At 55.1% G+C, this 18222-nt stretch carries 17 protein-coding genes, 1 tRNA gene and 1 pseudogene; 11 read left to right on the forward strand and 8 right to left on the reverse strand.

What is annotated here, in order from left to right:
• Positions 1–3: 3 nt before the first annotated feature.
• Both FG381_RS09400 and purM read right to left on the reverse strand, forming a co-directional pair.
• Positions 4–948 (reverse strand): phosphoethanolamine transferase, encoded by a 945-nt coding sequence (locus tag FG381_RS09400; RefSeq protein ID WP_139688558.1) that lies wholly within the window; start codon positions 946–948, stop codon positions 4–6.
• 954 nt (positions 949–1902) lie between these two features.
• Positions 1903–2931: a phosphoribosylformylglycinamidine cyclo-ligase gene (gene purM / locus FG381_RS09405; RefSeq protein ID WP_139688559.1), complete on the reverse strand. Its 1029-nt coding sequence runs from the start codon at positions 2929–2931 to the stop codon at positions 1903–1905.
• A gap of 409 nt (positions 2932–3340) precedes the next feature.
• Here purM and FG381_RS09410 point away from each other — a divergent pair, with 409 nt between their 5' ends.
• From FG381_RS09410 to rfbC, 6 genes are all read left to right on the forward strand, one after another.
• The gene (locus FG381_RS09410; RefSeq protein WP_226960222.1) at positions 3341–3931 is read left to right on the forward strand and encodes an HdaA/DnaA family protein; all 591 of its coding nucleotides are present in this window, start codon (positions 3341–3343) and stop codon (positions 3929–3931) included.
• A 13-nt stretch (positions 3932–3944) separates the two neighbouring features.
• Positions 3945–4643: an HAD family hydrolase gene (locus FG381_RS09415; protein WP_139688561.1), complete on the forward strand. Its 699-nt coding sequence runs from the start codon at positions 3945–3947 to the stop codon at positions 4641–4643.
• Between the two features lie 7 nt (positions 4644–4650).
• Positions 4651–6075, forward strand: a complete 1425-nt coding sequence (gene pcnB / locus FG381_RS09420) for a polynucleotide adenylyltransferase PcnB (RefSeq protein ID WP_139688562.1) — start codon at positions 4651–4653, stop codon at positions 6073–6075.
• Positions 6075–6572 carry a 2-amino-4-hydroxy-6-hydroxymethyldihydropteridine diphosphokinase gene (gene folK, locus FG381_RS09425; RefSeq protein ID WP_139688563.1) on the forward strand — a complete coding sequence of 166 codons (498 nt, stop codon included), beginning with the start codon at positions 6075–6077 and terminating at the stop codon, positions 6570–6572. The genes pcnB and folK overlap by 1 nt, the downstream gene beginning before the upstream one ends.
• A 23-nt stretch (positions 6573–6595) precedes the next feature.
• A tRNA-Leu gene (locus FG381_RS09430) sits at positions 6596–6679 on the forward strand.
• A 58-nt stretch (positions 6680–6737) separates the two neighbouring features.
• Positions 6738–7304 carry a dTDP-4-dehydrorhamnose 3,5-epimerase gene (gene rfbC / locus FG381_RS09435; protein ID WP_226960223.1) on the forward strand — a complete coding sequence of 189 codons (567 nt, stop codon included), beginning with the start codon at positions 6738–6740 and terminating at the stop codon, positions 7302–7304.
• 59 nt (positions 7305–7363) lie between these two features.
• Here the strand turns inward: rfbC and FG381_RS09440 are convergent, their stop codons facing one another.
• The 3 genes and pseudogenes from FG381_RS09440 to yjgA form a co-directional block, all read right to left on the reverse strand.
• Positions 7364–7969, reverse strand: a complete 606-nt coding sequence (locus FG381_RS09440) for an alpha/beta hydrolase (RefSeq protein WP_165697861.1) — start codon at positions 7967–7969, stop codon at positions 7364–7366.
• Positions 7970–8198: 229 nt separating this feature from the next.
• Positions 8199–8804: pseudogene (gene mog, locus FG381_RS09445) on the reverse strand (molybdopterin adenylyltransferase); the annotation flags it as partial.
• Positions 8805–8825: 21 nt separating this feature from the next.
• A complete protein-coding gene (gene yjgA, locus FG381_RS09450; protein ID WP_139688566.1) occupies positions 8826–9398 on the reverse strand; it encodes a ribosome biogenesis factor YjgA in 573 nt (190 codons plus the stop codon).
• Between the two features lie 100 nt (positions 9399–9498).
• On the opposite strand from yjgA, the gene queA reads away from it, so the two are divergent.
• The 5 genes from queA to secF all read left to right on the forward strand — a co-directional run bounded on the left by queA (position 9499) and on the right by secF (position 15301).
• Positions 9499–10557, forward strand: a complete 1059-nt coding sequence (queA, locus tag FG381_RS09455) for a tRNA preQ1(34) S-adenosylmethionine ribosyltransferase-isomerase QueA (protein WP_139688567.1) — start codon at positions 9499–9501, stop codon at positions 10555–10557.
• 33 nt (positions 10558–10590) lie between these two features.
• On the forward strand, positions 10591–11724 hold the full coding sequence (gene tgt / locus FG381_RS09460; RefSeq protein ID WP_139688568.1) for a tRNA guanosine(34) transglycosylase Tgt: 1134 nt from the start codon (positions 10591–10593) through the stop codon (positions 11722–11724).
• 170 nt (positions 11725–11894) lie between these two features.
• Positions 11895–12239 (forward strand): preprotein translocase subunit YajC, encoded by a 345-nt coding sequence (gene yajC / locus FG381_RS09465; RefSeq protein WP_139688569.1) that lies wholly within the window; start codon positions 11895–11897, stop codon positions 12237–12239.
• Positions 12240–12452: 213 nt separating this feature from the next.
• A complete protein-coding gene (gene secD, locus FG381_RS09470; RefSeq protein ID WP_139688570.1) occupies positions 12453–14348 on the forward strand; it encodes a protein translocase subunit SecD in 1896 nt (631 codons plus the stop codon).
• A 20-nt stretch (positions 14349–14368) separates the two neighbouring features.
• Positions 14369–15301 (forward strand): protein translocase subunit SecF, encoded by a 933-nt coding sequence (secF, locus tag FG381_RS09475; protein WP_139688571.1) that lies wholly within the window; start codon positions 14369–14371, stop codon positions 15299–15301.
• Positions 15302–15381: 80 nt separating this feature from the next.
• Here secF and FG381_RS09480 read toward each other — a convergent pair whose 3' ends face one another.
• From FG381_RS09480 to FG381_RS09490, 3 genes are all read right to left on the reverse strand, one after another.
• The gene (locus FG381_RS09480; protein WP_226960231.1) at positions 15382–16011 is read right to left on the reverse strand and encodes a YrbL family protein; all 630 of its coding nucleotides are present in this window, start codon (positions 16009–16011) and stop codon (positions 15382–15384) included.
• 105 nt (positions 16012–16116) lie between these two features.
• Positions 16117–16689, reverse strand: a complete 573-nt coding sequence (locus FG381_RS09485; protein ID WP_139688573.1) for a YrbL family protein — start codon at positions 16687–16689, stop codon at positions 16117–16119.
• A gap of 32 nt (positions 16690–16721) precedes the next feature.
• Positions 16722–18182, reverse strand: a complete 1461-nt coding sequence (locus tag FG381_RS09490; protein ID WP_139688574.1) for a DUF3482 domain-containing protein — start codon at positions 18180–18182, stop codon at positions 16722–16724.
• Positions 18183–18222: the final 40 nt, after the last annotated feature.

Below are 18222 nucleotides of genomic sequence, written 5' to 3' on the forward strand. Positions count from 1 at the left end.
AAATCAATTTTTAGCATCTTTGATGCTTTTGGATTTTCCAAGAATGGTCATATCATCTTCTGAACGGCTGTATGAGTCAGAAGAAATATCGTTCTTGGCGTCATAATATGGATTGTCTTTAATATTAAGAAAGCCGCATAAAAAGTCGAAGAACATATCGTTCGTAAAAGCTTTTGAGTGATTGTCTTTTAAGGCTGCAATGGTATCCGAGCGTTTTTCTGCATAATTTTGGGAGAAGGATATCCAGAAGGGGATTTCAGCCATATCCCATCGGAATCTGTCAGGATCATGTCCTATGTTGGGATCTTCGCCATGGTCGGAAATCATAATTAATGCTTTAAAATCATTTCTGCTAATTAATTTTTCGTGCAATGTTTTCATGACGAAGTCTTGATAGAGGATTGCATTATCGTAATGGTTGGTTTTATTGTTGTTTCCAAATTTTTGGAATGATGTTGGGTAACGAGAGTGGTAATTGGTATGACATCCTAATGTATGCAAAATAACGAGTTTCTTTTTGGAAGTATCTGGTATTTTATCTATAAGTTTAATGAGCTCTTCGTCAAAAAATTGGCTGCGAATAATTTGACCAATGCTCGTGTTTATCCATTCTGTATGGTTTGCTTGATTTGCTATTATGGTGGTGGGGGTATCCCAGCCTCCGAGTTTGTTTTGATTGCTAAACCACCATGTTTCATAGCCTGCTGTATTTGCAATTTCTAATATGGAAGGTGCTTTTTCTAATTGCAATGAGGAATATTGATTGGACGCTGTTAGCGCTTGGCTAAGTGCAGGAACTGTGGCAATGTAGCTGGAGTATGTATTATTTAAAATAATAAAATTGTTTGAGTTTAATTTACTTTTTAGCCAAGGTGTGGTACTTTTGTCGTATCCATATGCTGACATGTGGGTTTTAGTTTGTGATTCTCCAATAACTACGACAAACAACCCATCATCTCCTTGTTTTTTTGTTGACTGTAATTGAGGTTGTATGTTCTTTTCCCGATGCAGAAAGCCTTCTTTGTATGAGTTAAACTCTTGGATGCCAATTACTGCATCTGTTATGGGGTAGGTAAGATAATTACTGGATGTTTTATATATCCCGAAAGAACTGGCGATTATTATGGCTAGTAATATAAGGTGGTTTGTTTTCGGTGGTTCTTCCTTTCTTAATAGAAAGAGGGTAATGTTTGCTGTTAGAAATAATAATGCTAATGTAATTAACCCGGAAATGAATTTAATTCCTCGAAAGGACGCATATTCGATGGCTTCGGCCGGTGTTGTTTGAAATAGGGCAATAAGAGTATTTGCTGTAATGATTGAGTCTGCAAATAACCAATAACAATAAAATGATGCAGGAGGTAGTAATGCAATACTCCATGCTAAGCATGTAAAGGCTCGAGCTACTTTTCTGCTGAAGGGAGATGAGAAATAAGAGGAAACGGCAAGAAGTGTGGCTAGTAATATAGATATATTAATAGTAAATAAATTGCCTTCGGTTGTAGCTGTGACAACCTCTTTTACTGTTCTGCCATCTGGCTGACCTATATTTTGAATGACTAATATGGGTAAGGCGATGAATATCCAAAAACCAATGGTACTAATTAGGCTGCGTTTGTGTTGAGTGTATAAGAACAGGGCGAGAGTTATAGTTGTAATTAATAGGTGCCCTAATTTCCCAAATGAAAAAAAAGCAGAGTCCAGAAGTTATAATGTTTATACTAATTGAGAATAATAAGGATAATGTAAAATATGAAAGGATTGTGGTTATTAGGGGGAGGGGGGGGGGTAACCGAGTCTTGCGAAAATTTTGTAGTAACATATTAATTGATGAGATTTTTTATGACATTAAAAAGCCTCCTTAAAGGAGGCTTTTGTAATGAAGATTTAAGCAACGACGATTTACTTCACGATGCAGGGGGCTTCGCCCTCAGGCAGCGTCTCGATCGTGCCGATGCGGAAGACCTTTTCGCCTTCCGCTTCAAAGGCCTTCATCGCGCGGTCGGCATCCTCGGCCGAAACAATGACGACCATGCCGATGCCGTTATTGAAGACGCGGTACATCTCGTGACGGTCGATGTTGCCCTGTTCCTCGAGCCACTCAAAGATGGCCGGACGCGTCCAGGACTTGCCGTCGATGCGGCACTGGGTGCCTTCGGGCAGAACGCGGGGCACGTTTTCGATGAGGCCGCCGCCCGTGATGTGGGCCATCCCCTTGATTTTCACCTGCTTCATGACATTGAGGACCTGCTTCACGTAGATGCGGGTCGGAGCCATGGCGCGGTCGGCGAGCGTCGCGCCGTCAAAGGGCATATCCCAGTCGGCCTTGGCGACTTCAACCACCTTGCGAAGGAGCGAGAAGCCGTTCGAGTGCGGGCCGCTTGAGGCGAGGCCGAGCACAACATCGCCCGGACGGATCGTCGTGCCGTCAATGATTTCGTCCTTTTCGACAACGCCGACGGCGAAGCCGGCAAGGTCGTATTCGCCTTCCGGGTACATGCCGGGCATTTCAGCCGTTTCGCCGCCGATCAAAGCGCAGCCGGCGAGTTCGCATCCCTTGGCGACACCCTTGACGACGCGCTCGGCGATATCAACATCGAGCTTGCCGCAGGCGTAGTAGTCGAGGAAGAAGAGGCTCTTGGCACCCTGAACGAGAATGTCGTTCACGCTCATCGCCACGAGGTCCTGGCCGACCGTGTCGTGACGGCCGAGCTGGAAGGCGAGCATCAGCTTGGTGCCCACGCCGTCCGTGCCGGTAACGAGCACGGGGTTGCGGTATTCGCGGCTCACCTCAAAGAGAGCGCCGAAGCCGCCGATGGAGCCGAGCACGCCGGGAATCAGGGTGCGCTTGGCTGCGGGCTTGATGCGTTCGACAAGTTCATCGCCGTTGTCAATGGAAACGCCGGCGGCGGCATAGGAAAGCTGGCTCATGGAATCACTCAGTCAAGAGAGAATGAAGTACTTCTTCTGCGGCGAAATGATCCGTTCGTGCGGACTCTTCTTCACAGAGAAGGCCATCAGGGAAAAAAGAGTTGCGAAAGTATAAGTCAGGCGCCTTCGGAAGGCAGGGAAAATAGGGCGTTTGGAAGCGTATCGGATGAGCTGCGGAATGCCGTGAGGAACGGTCAAAAGAAGTACACTCTCGAGGCGTTGGAATTGCCGCTTCGAGGGGTTCCCTGAAGGGCCGGTTCTGCATCCCGTTTCTTTTTTCTTTCGTTCTCTCTTCCTCTCTGTGGAATCTTCAAGCCTGCCGCCGGATCAATATCTTCTTGACCTTCCTGAACTTCAGGGAAGGGATCGGCCGACTTTCGCAAATTTCATACCCGGCGAGAATACTGAAGTGCTCGCCGTGCTCTGCGGCATGGCTGCCGGGAGAGGCCCTAAATTTCTCTATATCTACGGTCCCCGGGGAGCCGGACTCACGCATCTTCTGGAGGCTTTTCTGCCGGGCTCTACGGAGTCGGATTTCCGCGTGCCGCTTTATCAGCCGGGCGTTGCGAAGTATGCGGTCGATGACATTGAAACGCTCGACGAAGGGTATTCCCGGGAGCTTCTGCAGCTGCAGAATGCGGTGTACGGAGATCCGGATGCGAGACTCGTCTGCGCCGGGCGCTTCCCGCCCAAGGAACTCCCGTTGCCTGAGGGCGTGAAGAACCGCCTTCTCGGAGGTCCCTGCTACTTTGTCGCACCGTTGAACGAAGAGGACCGCTTCAGGGAGCTCTCCCGTCAGGCCGCGTTGCGCGGCATCCTGCTTACGCCCGACATGACGCAGTGGATGTCGCGTCACCTGCCGCGCGACATGCGTTCGCTCACGCGCATTATGGATGTGGCCAATCAGATTGCGCTGCACTCCAAGCGCCGGGTGACGCTCCAGATCATCCGCGAGGCCGTGAAGGTGTCCGGCGTTGAAGAAAAAGATCCTGAACTCTGACTAATCCCATTCAATGAAGCTTGCTGTATTTGACCTTGACCATACGCTCCTGCCGATCGACTCCGGAGATGCCTGGTCTCACTGGCTTGTAGAGAAGGCCGGCCTTGATCGTGAGATCCTTGATGAGCGGATTGAAGGCTATGCCGAGAGCTATCGCCAGGGCAACTTTGTTCCGCTTGACTTCATTCACTTTCAGTTTTCGCTCCTTGCGGCAGAGAAGAGAAGCGATCTTGATGCCTGGAGAGCGGAATTCATCGACCGGATTATTCGTCCGGCGATTCGCCCGGAAGCGCTTGCGCTTCTCATGGAGCGCCGCCGTGCGGGCTACGAACTGCTTCTGGCGACAGGCACGCACCGCTTTGTGACGGAACCGATTGCGGAGCTTTTCGGCATCCGGTGGCTTGCGGCGGCGACGCCCGAGGAGCGCCCTGACGGGTCTTTTACCGGAGAGATCGTGGGTTCGGACTCCTATGGCGAGGGGAAGCTCCTTCTTGTTCGGGAGTGGATCGAAAAGCTCGAGCTCCAATATGGAAAAACCACGTCTTTCGAAGCCTGGTCCGACTCCATTAACGATCTTCCGCTTTTAGAATTTGCGGCGGGCTTTGAACCCGCCGGAAGAGCCGTTGCCGCCAATGCTGACCCTAAGCTTCGCGAAGCTGCGCGCAGGCATGGCTGGGAGCAGGTAGAGCTCTTTGACAAGAAGAAGGAATAAAACCTCAATGTTTGACGCTATCGTAAGCCGCGTGAAGTCTTTTTTAGGCGCGGAAGAATCCCGGGAAACGCTGGTGCGCGAGCCGCGCATCATCCCGAAATCCGAGCACGGCATTGATCCGGAGCTTGTGTCCTGGCAGGCGAAGCGCTGCTGCGAAGCTCTGCAGCGCCGGGGCTATCGTGCGTACATTGTGGGCGGCGCCGTGCGCGATCTGCTCCTCGGCGTGACGCCCAAGGATTTTGACGTGGCGACCGACGCGACGCCGGAGGAAGTGAAGAGAAGCCAGCGCCGCGCCATCATCATCGGACGGCGCTTCCGTCTCGTGCATGTGATCTTCGGACAGGAAATCATTGAGTGCTCGACCTTCCGGGCGCTTGAAGGTGCGGGCGTCAGAAAGGACGGCAGCGGCCGCGTGATTTCCGACAACGTCTTCGGCGAAATGTGGGAGGACGCGGCTCGCCGCGACTTCACCATCAATGCCATGTATTACGACCCGGCGACTGAAGAGGTCTACGACTATCACCATGGCTTTGAGGACATCGCCAGGCACCGCCTCAGAATGATCGGCGAGCCCGCGGAACGCTATCGCGAGGATCCGGTCCGGATGCTCCGAGCCGTGCGCATTTCCGCAAAGCTCGGGTTTCAGATTGAACCCGCAACGGAAAAGCCGATTTCCCGCATGGCGAAGCTCCTTAAAAACGTGCCGACGGCGCGCCTGGTCGATGAGGTGCTGAAGCTCCTTACCTGCGGTCATGCTGTGGAATGCGTGAAGCGCCTTCGTGATGACGGGCTCTCGGCCGCGCTTCTCCCGGTCCTCGACCACCTGCTCTCGTCGCCCGAAGGCGAGGAATTCCTGATGCTTGCCCTGAGGCGCACGGATGAGCGGCTGGCGATCGGCAAAAAGATTTCTCCCTTCTTCCTTTTCGGCACGCTCCTCTGGCCGCAGGTGAAGCGCCGCTGGCAGTACAACGAGGAAACAAGAGGGCTTTCGCGCATTGCCGCGCTCCATGAGGCTGCGGTTGAAGTGCTTGAGACCGAATGCCACACCATTTCGATTCAAAGGCGCTTCCAGGCAGACATGCATGACCTCTGGCTCATGCAGGGGCGGCTTGAGCGCCGTACCGGAAAGACGCCCTATTCGGTGGTGCAGCATCCGCGCTACCGGGCGGGCTACGACTTTCTGCTTCTGCGCAGTCAGGTGGGAGAGGTGCCGGAATCTCTCCCGGAATGGTGGGATGCATTTGCAAATGCCGACGACGATACGCGCATCGCCATGATTCGCGAAGCGCAGGCAGAAGCGAGGCAGACGGCTGATCAGGCTCGAAGGGGCAGGGTTGCAGAGGGTTCAGACGCTTCTCAGCCCTCCGGAGAGCGTCGCCGCCGCTCTCGTCGCCGTCCGCGCCGCCGCACTTCGAGGGAAGGACAGGAATAATGGCGGGAGTCTGGCTGAGCCTCGGCGCAAATCTCGGAGATCCGAGAGCTGCGCTCGAAGCGGCAATAGAGGAAATCAAGGCGATCCCCGGCGTTCGTGCGTTTCGCCGGAGCAGCTTCTACCGAACGTCTCCGGTGGACTCCTCGGGGCCTGAATATGTGAATGCGGCGGCGGCGCTCGAATGGAATGGTGAGGCTCTCAGCCTCCTTCATCTCTTGCAGAAAATTGAGCTCGCGCATGGGCGCGTCCGTCCTGCGGGCGTGCACAATGCGCCGAGGACGCTCGACATCGACATTCTGTCGATTGAAAACGTCAGAAGCGGGACGCCGGAGCTTCTTCTCCCGCATCCCCGCATGAATGAGAGGCTCTTTGTGCTGGTGCCTTTGGCAGAACTTGAGCCCGATTGGACTGCGCCCGATGGTACAGGCATTCAAAAACTCATCGATCGCGTAAAAAAGATCGATCCGGAACAGCAGATAACAAAGCTTTCCGACTGAAGATGTGGCATACTCTGCCGGCTCCCCGGATGGCGGAATGGTAGACGCAGCGGATTCAAAATCCGCCGGGTAAAACCGTGAGAGTTCGAGTCTCTCTCTGGGGACCAGTTTTTTTGAAATCCTGCATTGTGCTTGCAATGCAGGATTTTTTACGGCCGTTCAATTGTGAAGTCTTGGAAAATCACGCCATTAGGTTCTGGCGGACTGCTTCTGATAGAACCTCCCGTCTATCAGGATGAGAGAGGCGAGTTCTTTGAATCCTGGAATGAACGGACATTTGCCGGACTCGGCATTCCGGTCAGGTTCGTTCAGGACAATCAGAGCCTGAGTCTTCGCCGGGGGACGCTTCGCGGCATTCATTTTCAGACGGGGGGATTCGCCCAGGCTAAGCTCATCCGATGCACGAGCGGCGCGATTCAGGATGCGGCGGTGGACCTGAGAAAGGAAAGTCCCGATTATCTGCGCGTCTTCACCGTCGATCTTTCCGCTGACGACGTCCGCATGCTCTTCATTCCGCGCGGGTTTGGGCATGGGTTTCTTACGCTTGCGGACCACACGATCGTTCAGTACAAGGCGGACGCATTCTATGAACCGGGTTCGGAAGGGAGCATCCGATGGGATGATCCCGTTCTCGGCATCGACTGGAAATTGCCCGAAGGCATGACGCCCATACTTTCTCAAAAGGATGCCGCAGCGCCCTATCTTCGCAGCATCAGCAAAAATCCCGCTTAAAGCTTTTGCTGCAGGCTCCAAGCGGGATTTCGAGGCGTCAGAAGTGGGAGACGTGCTGATTAATTCGCAGCCCGCTCGACAATGTTCCTGAGGAACGCGGCAAGATCGTGCATTTCTTCCTGACAGAGCTCATGATCCATCGGGTAGGTGCGGGCAATCATTGCCGGATCGACCTGAGAAATCACTTCCGCGCTGCGGGCCGCCATGACGGGAGGCACGACCGAGTCGAATTCGCCGTGCGCCATGAAGATCGGCGTACGCCGGCCGCCGGGAGTTGCTTCCGAGAAAAGGTGACCGGCAAGAGGGAGGTACCCCGAAAGCGCGGCAACGCCGCCGATGGGACGCTCCATCCGGAGTCCGGCGAAGAGCGAAATCGCTGCGCCCTGCGAGAAGCCGCCGAGCACAATGCGGTTCCTGGGGATCCCCTGAGCTTCAATTTCATCAATCAGCTGAGAGACGCGCTTCGCGCTCTCGCGGATGCCCCGGGCATCCTCATTCTCATCAATGCTGCGCCCCGGAACGTCATACCAGGCGCGAAGCGGATAACCCGGATGCATGGACATTTCACGCATCGGCGCATTAGGGAGAATGAAGCGGCAAACGGGACCGTCGAAACCCAGAATTTCATCCGGGAACGGCGCAAAGTCCGTGTTGTCCACGCCCATGCCGTGGAGCCGCAAGCTCCGCGTCGCCGCCCGTGCGCGGACGCACGACAAGGAGATCCCGCGCATCGAAAGCGGGCTTCGCGGGAGGCACTTCCGACGCAGGCTTCTCCTCTGAACGGGGAGCTGCTTCAGAGGTTTCCCGCTTCAAAGGTTCCTCCTGATGGACGGGGGCCTTCGCTACTGCGGGCTGCGGGGAAGGCACGGCGGCTTCCTGCGGCTTCTCGACATGCTTTCTCGCGCTCTTAGGCCGGAAAGCCTTGACGACCGCTTCATTCGTTTCAATGTAGGGGCCGCCGATCAGGTCGATGCAGTAGGGAACGGCCGCAAAAATGCCGTTGACCGTGGGGTTCCCTTCCTTGTCCTTAAGGCCTTCAAGCGTTTCCGCAATGGCCTTGGGCTGTCCGGGAAGATTGAGAATCAGCGCAGCGTGGTCCGGCGTTTCGCGCAGCACCCCAACCTGACGCGAGAGAATCGCGGTCGGAACAAAGTGCCCAGAAATGGCGCGCATCTGTTCGCCGAATCCCGGCATTTCGCGCGTCGCGACGGCGAGCGTCGCCTCCGGCGTCACGTCGCGGCGCGCCGGTCCGGTGCCGCCGGTCGTGAGGATCAGGTCGCAGCCGATGATGTCCACGAGCTCGCGAAGCGTCTTCTCGATATCAAAGCGTTCATCGGGAATGAGGCGCTTATGGATTTTGAGGGGCGTCGTGATGGCATTGCGGCACCAGGCTTCAAGCGTGGGGATGCCTTTGTCTTCATATTCGCCGCGGCTTGCCCGGTCGGAGATCGAAACAAGCCCGAGGATGAGTTCATTTTCAGCGCTGCGCGGAGGCTTCATGGAAATTTCTCGGAGAAAAAATCAGGAATTGGGCGTTTCGGCTTCTTCCGAGGTCTCTTCGTCCCTCGCCATCAAATCGAGGGGTTCGTCGAGATAGTCATGAAGGAGCCGATAGAGTTCCCGGGCGCTCTTCGGGGGCTTCGCCTGATCGCGTTCGCGGCGGGCGAAACGCACGAGCTCGCGCAGACGACGGATGTCGATGTCGCTGTGTTCGTCAATGAAGGAGCGCACCACGTCGTCGGATTCAATCATGCGGTCGCGGAGCGTCTCGCAGCGATGAAGGAGCGCCACAGCGGCACGGGACTCGCCCGTCGCACGGGCAATGGCTTCGCGCACGGCATCCGGATCCATGTCGCGCATCTTTTTCCCGATCAGCTGGAGCTGACGGCGCTGCGCGCCGAAGCTCTTCATGCGGCGGAATTCAATGATTTCAACGAGCACGTCTTCGGGGAGCCCGATTTTGGCGAGCGTCTCGTCGCCCATGCGGGTCATGTCGCGGCCGAGAGACTGCAGATCAAGCTGAACGCGCTTCAGGTGCGACTTGGAGGGGCCGCGGAATTCTTCTTCTTCGTCTTCTATTTCGTTAGGGCGCATAGGGTCCTCACATTCGATGGACGCCAATGATAGCGGCTCTAGTCCATGTTTTTTAGTTAGAATGCGGCTCCTTTTCCATTCATTACTGGCCGGTCAAGCCATGACTGAACAACATCTTTCTGATTTCGACTTTGAGCTCCCGCCGGAGCTTATCGCCCAATACCCTCTCGCAGACCGTTCTTCCTCGCGCCTTCTCCACATTACGGAAGACGTGATTGAAGACAAGACTTTCCGCGACATTGAAGGTTTTCTGCGCCCGGGCGACCTTCTGATCGCCAACGATACAAAGGTCATCAAGGCCCGTCTCCTCGGCAGCAAGGAAACCGGGGGCGCTGTAGAAGCTCTGATCGAGCGCGTTACCGGACCGGATACGGCCATTTCCATGCTTCGAGCGAGCAAGAGCCCGAAGCCCGGAACCCGGATTTATTTCCGTGCCCAGACCGAGGGTGCTGCGGGCAAGGAAGCCGAGGCTGAAGTGCTCGGCCGCGAAGGCGAATTCTATTCGCTGCGCTTTCAGGGGCCCGTTCTCGACATTCTTGAGGCATTCGGCCGCGTGCCGCTTCCTCCCTACATTGAGCACGCGCCGGAAAAGAGCGACGAGAGCCGCTACCAGACGGTCTATGCGCATCATCCCGGTGCGGTCGCCGCGCCTACGGCAGGGCTTCACTTTACGGAAGACCTCCTCTCGAGGATCCGCAATAAGGGCGTCGATATCGAATATGTGACGCTTCACGTGGGGGCAGGCACCTTCCAGCCGGTGCGCGTTGAAAACCTCTCCGAGCATCACATGCACTCGGAGTGGTTCTCCATGCCGGAGGATGTGGCGGCGAAAATCAACGCAGCAAAGGCGGAAGGCCGCCGCGTGATCGCCGTTGGAACGACGTCGCTTCGCACGCTCGAGAGCGCTGCGGACCGCCCGGGGCACGTTGAAGCCGGCGCGCGCGATACAAGGCTCTTCATCATGCCGGGCTACAAATTCCGCATTGTGGATGCGCTCATCACGAACTTCCACCTGCCGAAGTCGACGCTGGTCATGCTCGTTTCTGCGCTCGTGGGCCGCGAACGCATTCTTGAAGCCTATGCGCATGCCGTGAAGGAGAAGTACCGCTTCTTCAGCTACGGCGACGCCTGCTTCATTGAAAAGGCGAAGAACGCCTGATCGTCCCCGACTATTCAAGAGGATTTTTCACTCATGGCATTCAGCTTCAAAGTCAAGGCGACCTGCGGGAAAGCCCGCCGGGGTACGCTGACGCTCAATCACGGCACGGTCGAAACGCCGATGTTCATGCCGGTCGGGACATACGGCGCCGTGAAGTCCATGGCCCCTTATGAATTGAAGGAAGTGGGCTCGCAGACGATTCTTGGGAATACATTCCACCTCTGGCTTCGTCCGGGCCTCGAAGTGATCCGCACGCACGGGGGGCTTCACGGCTTCATGCAGTGGGATCAGCCGATTCTCACGGACTCGGGCGGCTTTCAGGTCTTCAGTCTCGGTGAGCTGCGCAAGATCACCGAAGAAGGCGTGAAGTTCTCGAGCCCCATCAATGGCGACAAGCTCTTCCTTTCGCCCGAGATCTCGATGCAGATTCAGCACACGCTCAATTCCGACATCGTGATGCAGCTTGACGAATGCACGCCCTACAAAATCGGCGACCGTCCGGCTACGGAGGCGGAAGCCGGCGCCTCGATGCGCATGAGCCTGCGCTGGGCGAAGCGCTCGAAGGACGAATTCGACAGGCTTCAAAACCCTAATGCGCTCTTCGGCATCGTGCAGGGCGGCATGTTCTCGCACCTGCGCGAGGAGTCGCTCGAGGGCCTCAAGAAGATCGGCTTTCACGGGTATGCCCTGGGCGGCCTTTCCGTGGGCGAACCCAAGGAAGAGATGCTTCGCGTTCTTGACGAAATCGCGTGGAAGCTCCCCGAGGATCATCCCCGCTATCTGATGGGCGTCGGGACGCCTGAGGATCTGGTGGACGGCGTTTCGAGCGGCATCGACATGTTTGACTGCGTGATGCCGACGAGAAATGCCCGCAACGGTTGGCTCTTTACGCGCTTTGGCGACATCAAGCTTAAAAATAGCCGCTACCGCAACGATCTGAGACCGCTCGACCCGACCTGCACCTGCTACACGTGCCGCAACTTCAGCCGTTCGTACCTCCATCACCTCCACAAGGTGGGCGAGATGCTCGGCGCCCGGCTCAACACGATTCACAATCTTCACTACTACCTCACGCTCGCCGCCGAGATGCGCGCTGCGCTCGAAGAGGGACGCTTTGAAGAGTGGAAGAAAACCTTCCACGAGGATCGCGCCCGCGGCATTGAGTAACGGAGCCTTGGTCAGTCATCAAAACTGAGAGAATCGGGCTCTTATTTGGGGCCGGCGTTAAGCAATGCTCCGGCCCATGCTCTTTATAATCTGCAGACTTCCCCCATTGCGGGGGCTGAATTTTTTGCAAAAGACCGTTCAGGATTTTTGCTTTCTCTTTTGGAGTGCACATGCTTTTTGTAAGCGATGCCATGGCGGCGGGTGAAGCCGCTGCTGCCGGCGGTATGGAAGGTTTCCTCGTCCAGGTCGTCCCGCTTATCGTCATCTTCGCCGTTTTCTGGTTCTTCCTCATCCGTCCGCAGCAGAAGCGCCAGAAGGAGCACGCCAAGATGTGCGAAGGCCTTACGAAGGGCGATGAGGTCATGACCATGGGCGGCATCTCCGGCCGCATCGAAGGCGTCGACGATCAGTCGATCAGCCTGCAGGTCGCTGCTGTCGACGGCAAGCCTGTCGTCATCCGCATGCAGCGCGCTGCGGTGCAGATGGTTCTCCCCAAGGGATCCATCAAGTTCTGATTGAGCGATTCATCCGGAATAGAGGCCCATGGCAAATGCTGCCGGGCCTCTTCTTCCGGAAGCGCCACAAGCGAATGCGCACGGCTCTCTAAGTCCGGGCGAAGGGCTTCGAAAGACATCCTGGTTGTCTTTCGAAGCCTTTCTCTCAATCAATAGGGATGACGGTGCGGCTCCGGGACCCCGGAGTTTTTTGGTAAGAACGGAGAAGAGCGAATGAATCGCTATCCTCTTTGGAAATACATACTGATCGGCATCGTGCTCGTTATCGGGCTCGTTTATACGCTGCCGAATTTCTACGGCGAATCGCCAGCCGTGCAGGTTACGTCCGGCAAGGCTACGGTCAAGGTGACCGAGCAGACGCTCGCACAGGTTGAAAGCGCGCTGAATGCCGCCAACCTGAAGCCTAACGGCGTCTTCTTTGAACAGGGCGCACAGCAGAACACCATCCGCGTGCGCTTTGATCCGACCCAGACGGAAGAGCAGCTGAAGGCCCGCGAAGCGATCGATCACGCACTCAACAGCGACCCGAAGGACCCGACCCACATCGTGGCGCTCAACCTGGTCCCCAATACGCCGCAGTGGCTGCTGTCGATCAATGCACTTCCGATGTACCTGGGCCTTGACCTTCGCGGCGGCGTGCACTTCCTCCTGCAGGTGGACATGCGTGCGGCCATCACGAAGCGCGCCGAAGCCATTGCCGCGGACCTGCGCACGCAGCTTCGCGACAAGCGCATCCGCCATACGGGCATCAACCGCGTCGGCAACGAAGTTGAAATCAGCTTCGGAACCGCAGAGGAACGCGAACGCGCGAACGACCTCCTGAGAAACACGCAGCCTGACCTCGTTCTCACCCTTCCGGAAGCAACGAAGGCGCCCTTCATCATTCACGCCGCGCTCTCGCAGCGTGCGGTTCAGAACGTCCAGAACTACGCGCTGAAGCAGAATATTTCGACGCTTCACAACCGAATCAATGAACTCGGCGTTGCGGAACCCGTAATTGCCCAGCAGGGTGCGGATCGCATCGTCGTGCAGCTCCCGGGCGTTCAGGATACGGCCAAGGCCAAGGACATTCTCGGCCGCACGGCAACGCTTGAAGTCCGTCTTGTTGACGATTCGCCTGAAGCGCTCGCTCAGCTTGCTCAGGGCAATGTCCCCTTCGGCGACGAACGCTTCACGGACCGCGACGGTCGTCCGATTCTCGTCAAGCGCCGCGTGATCCTTACCGGCGAAAACCTCAATGACGCTCAGCCTGGGTTTGACAGCCAGACGCAGGAACCAACCGTCAACCTTGAGCTTGACAACCGCGGCGCCCGAATCTTCCAGGAAGTGACCCGTGAAAACGTCGGCCGCCGCATGGCGATCCTGATCTTTGAAAAGGGCAAGGGCGAAGTGGTGACGGCTCCGGTGATCCGTCAGGAAATCGGCGGCGGACGCGTGCAGATTTCGGGTCAGATGACCACGATTGAAGCAACCGATACGGCGCTTGTGCTCCGTGCGGGTTCGCTTGCGGCTCCGATGGAAATTGTTGAGGAACGCCTCATCGGCCCGAGCCTGGGCGAAGCCAACATTGAAGCGGGCTTCCGCTCGACCCTCTACGGCTTCGTGGTGATCGCGCTCTTCATGGCGGTCTACTACCAGGTCTTCGGCATCGTGAGTGCGGTTTCGCTCATCTGCAACGTCATGATGCTGATTGCGATCCTTTCGCTTCTCCAGGCAACGCTGACGCTCCCCGGCATCGCGGCTATTGCGCTGACGCTCGGCATGGCAGTTGACTCGAACGTGCTTATTAACGAGCGTGTGCGTGAGGAACTGCGTATCGGACGACTTCCGCAGACAGCCATCAGCGAAGGCTACGACCGTGCGCTCAATACGATTCTCGACTCGAACATCACGTCGCTGATTGCCGGTCTTGCACTTCTCATTTTCGGTTCCGGTCCGGTCCGCGGCTTTGCCGTGGTGCACTGCCTCGGCATCGGCACCTCTATCTTCACCTCCGTCATCGTTTCGCGCGCGCTGATCAACCTGATCTACGGCCGCAAGAAGAAGCTGACGGCCGTCCATATCGGCCAGATCTGGCGTCCGGATCCCGATAAGGCGGATGCGAAGTAATCGAGGGAGAGGAAAGAAAAATGGAATTTTTCCGCATTCATCGCACGATTCCGTTCATGCGCTATCGCCATATCCTGAACGGAATTTCCCTTGTGAGCTTCCTGGTCGCCGTGTACTGGCTCTTTGCCCACGGATTGGCCTTCTCAATTGAGTTCACGGGTGGCACGCAGCTCGAGGTGAATTATCCTGAGGCGGCCAATACGGAGCAGATCCGTACGGACCTCGCGCAGGTCTCCAATGAGGTGCTCGTTCAGACCTTCGGCACGGCGCGCGACGTCGTGATCCGCGTTCCGACCAAGGAAGGACAGACTTCCGGTCAGGTCGCAGCTGAAGTCATGAAGGTGCTTTCGGCCAAGACCCCCGGCGTTCAGCTTAAGAGTACGGAGTTCGTCGGCCCCCAGGTGGGCGATGAGCTCGCCCGCGACGGCGGCACGGCGCTTGCGCTTGTGGTCTTCGGCATCATGGTCTACCTGGCCTTCCGATTCGAATGGAAGTTCTCGGTGGCAGCCATCATCGCCAACCTCCACGACGTGGTGATCGTGGTCGGCATTTTCTCCGTGATGCACTGGGAATTCACGCTTCCGGTGCTCGCGGCGGTGCTTGCTGTTCTCGGCTACTCCGTCAACGAATCCGTGATTATTTTCGACCGCGTTCGCGAACACTTCCGCACGATGCGCCGCGCCGACACCATGGAGGTGATCAACTCCGCCATTACGGCGACGATCTCCCGAACGGTGATCACGCATACGTCGACGCTCTGCATGACGCTCTCGATGTTCTTCTTTGGCGGCCCGGCGCTCCACTACTTCTCGCTCGCGCTCACGATCGGCATTCTGCTCGGCGTCTACTCGTCGGTATTCGTTGCCGCAGCGATTGCGCTCTACCTCGGCGTCAAGCGTGAAGACCTCGTGAAGCCGAGAAAGAAGGAAGAGATCGAAGAAATGGTTCCGTAATTAAGGATCTATTGCTTCTGACACATTGAAGGGCCCTGCAGTTTTTTCTGCAGGGCTTTTCTTATGTGCATGAACGACTTTTACGGAAGCAGCGTGTTCATCTCCATAGAGGAGGAGTTGATTTCAAATGTTGTTTGTGGGTGATCCAGATGGATCTTTGGAAGGAATCTTTCCCAATGGCGAAGAATCTTCATTCGGGCAAAATGAGGAAAATAGTGACAAATTGGAATGAGATCTGTGGTTCCAAATCCATCGATCATGACGGCTCGATTGATTCCTGTTTTTTCTCTACGGATAAGAATGTTATTTCCGCTGAGGTCGGAAAGAGCAATCCCGTAACGATATAAAAAATGATACAGAGCTTCAAGTAGGTCTGGAAGTTGAAAATATATTGAGCTTGTTTTATTTGATAAATAATAAAATAGCGATTTAGAAGGAGATCCGTCGAAATCACATATCAACTGTTGCTCAATTCCAACGTACCCAGGAATGTTTACACGGCCCACAAAGAAGGGAATATGGGTGGCAGGAACTTTACGCCGTTTCAAAACTTCAAAATACGTGAGCTCCCGCAAAGATTGTCTAGCGAATGAGCAATGACTAAGTTTGATAACAGTATTTGTGTTTACTGGATTTCGATAGCACGCACGCTCTTTTCCTTTAGCCAGCAGGTAGGGTTGGAGCGCGTCATAAGTAACGGGGAAATTCATGACGTTCAATTAGAAGGTTATTCCTTATAATTGATATGTACACGAAATATTAATTAAAATAAGAGAGGGTAAACCCTAAAAATTATGGCTTACCTTGTCTTTAGCTTAAATGTGCGGAGGAATAAATCTTTGCATGAATCTCCGCCATCTTCTATGGGCTTTAAGGCTTGCAAGGAAAGGAATGTAATTGCAGATGGGAATGAAGTCTGTATTTCCCAGCCCATCCACGATAACAGCGCGAGCTTGAGATGGAGTTGTTCTCTGAATAACAATATTTGTGCCACCAAGATCGCAAACAAGGATTTTATTTTTATAGATGTAAAGCTTCAGTTCTTCCAGTATATCTCTTATATCTTGTTTTAAGAGTTGTCGGTTTTGTTCATCTAAATAGAAAAATAATTGTTTAGATAAATTTCCATCGAAGTCGTTGATAATTTCCTGCTCAAAGCCTACATATCCTGATATGTTAATAACTTTACCGAAATCAGGTAGATGAGAAAACGGAACTCCAGTTTTTTTGAGGTGCTGAAAATACTTTATTTCACGTTCCGTCTGCTTGGCCGCATTTGCTGGGCTAAGTTTAATTAGATAATTTTCTTTTTCCGGGTGACGGAAACAATACCTTTCCGAACCCTTGGCTATGAGGTATGGTTGAAGCGACTCAAACGTGAAATTCATGTTTACAGATGAACTCGATGAAAACTGATTGACTATTCGGGAGGATAAAGCAATTCAAAAACTCTTTTGAGGATTGCGTCAATAGGTTGCAGTAATGCGTTCACTCCGGCATCCGGAGCGAGCTTGCGGATGTCATTCAAAGGTATGTTTGACTTCGCGATGGCATCGCTTACCGCTTTTTTCCAAAATTCAGGAGATTCACTTTCCTCCCAGTCGCCTCGCCCGCGGCCGAAATGCGCAACCGCCAGATAAAGCAGGATGGTTTCAAGGAGAAAGCCGCTCACGGCCTGACTGCTCCAGGTGAGGTCCGCCCCGGCTTTCTGGCGCGTCAGGTTGTAGGCATGCGCTGCACCGATGCCGCTCACCGCACCGATGAGCCCTCCCACCAGCGTGCCGAGGCCAAGCGTCAGCCCTGCTGATGAAAGATCTACCGCAAGGCCGGCAGCGGCGGCGGAAGCCGCTCCGATCCCTGTGCCGATGGCGGCTGCACTCTGGGGATCCATGGAATAAACCGCGAGATCCCAGTCGGTTTTCATGCGCCTGAAGATTTCCTTAGAGACGCCGGAGCCGTGAAGCCCGTTGATTTCAATAAGCCGTGCAGTGAGCGAACAGAAGCTGTCGGCCGCCTGCGAGGCAAGCGCTGCCTGAGCGTCGGCGACGGCATTATGTTCGTCCTTAAAGAAGCCGAAGCGCTGACCTACCGTAATGGCGCGCTCTCTAAGGCTCGGCGTTTCGAGCGGCATGTGTGCCGCAAGGGCATGCCAGATATGACGCGCCATTGCATCAACGGAACTTGCGTACGCGGCCTGGCGGCTTCGTCTCCAGACGGATTGAAGCGTTCGGTAGGCCGAACGCTGGTCCTGGGGGAGTGCGTCGCCGATGGCATTGAAGAGCATTTCCTCCTGAATCCAGCAGCGTGCGAAGGCGTCCATCGGCAGGACGGTTTTGACGAAGGGATAGTCGGCGAGCGCCTTCTTCCAGATGTTGAGTTCGGCTTTTTCGGCTTCAGGTTCCCGGGGCTTTCCCATCTGGTTGAGAAGCACGATGACGGGCTTCCCGATCCAGGACAGAATCTTCATTTCTGCCGCGATGTAGGGGGCGCGTTCGGGGAGCTCTGCAATATTGACGAGATAGAGAACGATGCTAGAAATATCCCGGATATGGCGAACTGCTTTCTGATCCAGCCAGAAGGACTTGTTGGCGAAGCGATCCCAGACTTCGGAAAGGAGCCACCCGATGGGGTTGCTGCGTCCCTCAAGGCGGCGAGCAAGCGCGACGGAATTGCCAAATCCTGGCGTGTCCCAGAGAACCAGTTCGCTGCCGTCCGGTCCGCGGGCGAGGACATAGTCGGAAGTGGTTTCCGTTACGTGCGCCCGGTCTGCGACTTCGCCTACGTCGCGCATCAGAAGCGTGCGCGCGAGTGTGGTCTTGCCGATGTTGGTATGGCTCACAAGACTCAGATGAATGCGCAGAGGATCCGGAGAAAAGGACATGTCGTGTCAAAGCAAAAATGCTGTTCTGAATCTTTCATTA

Origin of the sequence: Sutterella faecalis (assembly GCF_006337085.1) — a bacterium.
GTDB classification, from domain to species: domain Bacteria; phylum Pseudomonadota; class Gammaproteobacteria; order Burkholderiales; family Burkholderiaceae_F; genus Sutterella; species Sutterella faecalis.